We start from the raw sequence: 2,231 nt of genomic DNA, 5'->3' as shown, positions 1-2,231 counted from the left end.
AATGAGGGCCGCGGCGACAAAGCGCCGGCCGCGGCGCACGTCCCCGGCCAGCAAGGCGAGAGCGAACGCGCCGCCGACGCCGAGGAAGAGGCCGGCATAGAAAAACAACCTAGCGGCCCAGATCGCCGCGCGCAGCGTCCAGTCCACGGCTTCGCCCGCGGTCGGTGCCGCGCTTGGCGCGGCGATGGAAAACAGCGCCGAACCGCCGACCGGATGGCCGTCGACCGACACCACCCGCCAACTCAAAACATGCGTGCCGTATTTAAGCGTTTCGGGATTGTCGATCTCGACCGTCTGGTCGTTGAGACGGAAGGATGTCAAAGCAAGCTGCGAGCCGTCCGGCCGCACAAGAGTGAGCACCAGCGGCGAGACGGGCTCGCTGAAGATCAGCGAAAACTGCGCCGGGCTTTGCTCCAGCAAGGCGCCGTCGGCAGGATCTGTCGCGACCAGCGCCGCATGCGCGAAGGCTCGCCCGGGCATGGCCAACACCGCCATCGCCACGAGCAGTGCCACCAGCCAGGCAATCGGGCCGGTATGCAGGCGCATCGTCGGGGAAGATTGTGCTGCGTTCATGCCGTCTTACAGGAAATGGTGGCGCGCCCCGATGGAGCGCGCCAATAAAGATCATCTCTTCGGCAGTAGTTTGATGCCGGGCGCCGGACTTTCCAAGGCGTCCTCATCCTGGCCCGCCGCCGGGATCTCGATCCAGCGGTCGGTGGCGTCGCCGCATTCCTGCACCACCGGGAAATAGAGCATCTGGCCGGCCGGCAGGTCGGCCGCCAGCGAGGCGCGGAAGACGAATTCGTCATAGAATTCGTCCGGCAAATTGCCGCCGCTCCAGTCCACTTCCTTCACGCCGGTGGTCAGCGTCTCGCCATAGAGCTGGTAGGATTTCTCGTATTTGCCCTTCTTGATCTGCAGCGTCCAGCCGGGCTTGGGCATCGGCTTCACCGCGATGACGCCTTCGGGGATCTGCACGCGCACGGCCGTCGTCGCCTTGCCCTCGCAGCCATGCGGCACGCGCAAGACTGCTTTGTAGGTGGAGCCGACAGCCGCTTCCTGCGTTTCCAGCGTGATATGGGCGAGCGCGGCATTGGTTCCGAGCGCGCAAAGCACGCCCGCCGCCAGAAGATACTTCATCATGAATTGTCCCTCTGATTTCGATTTGGCGGATTATTCGGCGTGGTCCATGTCCATGTCGCCACTGCCGGTCTCGCCCATGCCTTCGACGGCAAACTCGACCTTGACGCTGCCGGCCTTCTCGAAGGTCAGCGTCGCCGGGAATTTCTCGCCCTGCTTCGGCTGCCGCTTCAAGCCGGTGAACATCAGATGGTAGGCGCCGGGCTTCAGCGCGACCTTGCCGCCGGCCGGGATCTCCAGCCCGCCCTCGACCGGCCGCATGGTCATAACGCCGTCCTTGACGCCCATCTCATGCAGCTCGACTTTGTCGGAGATGTCGGAGGAAATCGACAGCAGCCGGTCGGGCGCGCTGCCCTTGTTGACCACGGTGAAATAGCCGCCGGCCACCTTGGCGCCGGGCGGCGTCGCCCGCGACCAGGGATGCTCGATCTCGAGGTCGCCGACCTTGAATTCATGTGCGATGGCGAAGGGAACGCAAGCCAGGAGAAGCAGAAGGCTGAGCACGGCAAGGCCAATGCGCTGCTGGAAAAGGAACGGCGCGCCGCGAAGGCCGAAGGTTTGCGCCTTGAAAAGAAGCTTGGACATGGTTGCTCCATGAATATGAGAATCGCGCCGTTTTGCGGCCGCGAACAGTGATCTTTGATGAACGGGCCCGCGGAGGATTCCGCGGATCAGACTATTGCCGGCGGCGCGCGCGGATTGGCCGGAGAACGGTCGCGGGCGAAATCCTGATGCCGGAAGGCCGGAAGCTGGAAGGTGACCGCCTCGAAAAGCCCGGTTCCGGCCACCGCGCCTGCTTCCGGCGGCGGCAGATGCGCTGGCGAAACCATGCTGCAGCCGAGCGAGCAGCAGGCCGGCATATGCTGCTGGTGCGGATCGCCGCCGGGGAGTTTTATGGCCCCTTCATGCGTGCAGATGACGTTGCCGAAGGCATCGAGCTGCGACGGCCCGCCGAAGGCGAAAGCGCCGAGAGAGGACTGAAGCAACAGGAGCAGCGCCGCAACGAACGCGGCCGGCATGCTCCATCGTCTCAGCCGGATATGCAACGCAAAGCCTCTCCCGGAAATTCGATCGACCGTAACACGGACGAT

The 2,231-nt window shown here is 64.4% G+C and carries 4 protein-coding genes; all 4 read right to left on the bottom strand.

Annotated features, from left to right (window positions below; all coding sequences use genetic code 11):
- A partial coding sequence (locus tag EOA27_RS32900) for a copper resistance protein CopC (RefSeq protein ID WP_145970699.1) occupies positions 1-573 on the bottom strand: 573 nt, incomplete at its 3' end.
- A gap of 51 nt (positions 574-624) precedes the next feature.
- Positions 625-1,143 (bottom strand): YcnI family protein, encoded by a 519-nt coding sequence (locus EOA27_RS32895; RefSeq protein ID WP_126081158.1) that lies wholly within the window; start codon positions 1,141-1,143, stop codon positions 625-627.
- A gap of 30 nt (positions 1,144-1,173) precedes the next feature.
- Positions 1,174-1,725, bottom strand: coding sequence for a copper chaperone PCu(A)C (locus EOA27_RS32890; RefSeq protein WP_126081157.1), 552 nt, complete (start codon positions 1,723-1,725; stop codon positions 1,174-1,176).
- An 86-nt stretch (positions 1,726-1,811) separates the two neighbouring features.
- Positions 1,812-2,231: hypothetical protein (locus tag EOA27_RS32885; RefSeq protein ID WP_348639882.1), on the bottom strand; the 420-nt coding region annotated here is incomplete at its 5' end.

The organism is Mesorhizobium sp. M2A.F.Ca.ET.037.01.1.1, from assembly GCF_003998075.1.
GTDB lineage: Bacteria > Pseudomonadota > Alphaproteobacteria > Rhizobiales > Rhizobiaceae > Mesorhizobium.
The sequence above is the reverse complement of the archived record's forward strand: the minus strand, read 5'-3'. Positions and strand labels throughout refer to the sequence as shown.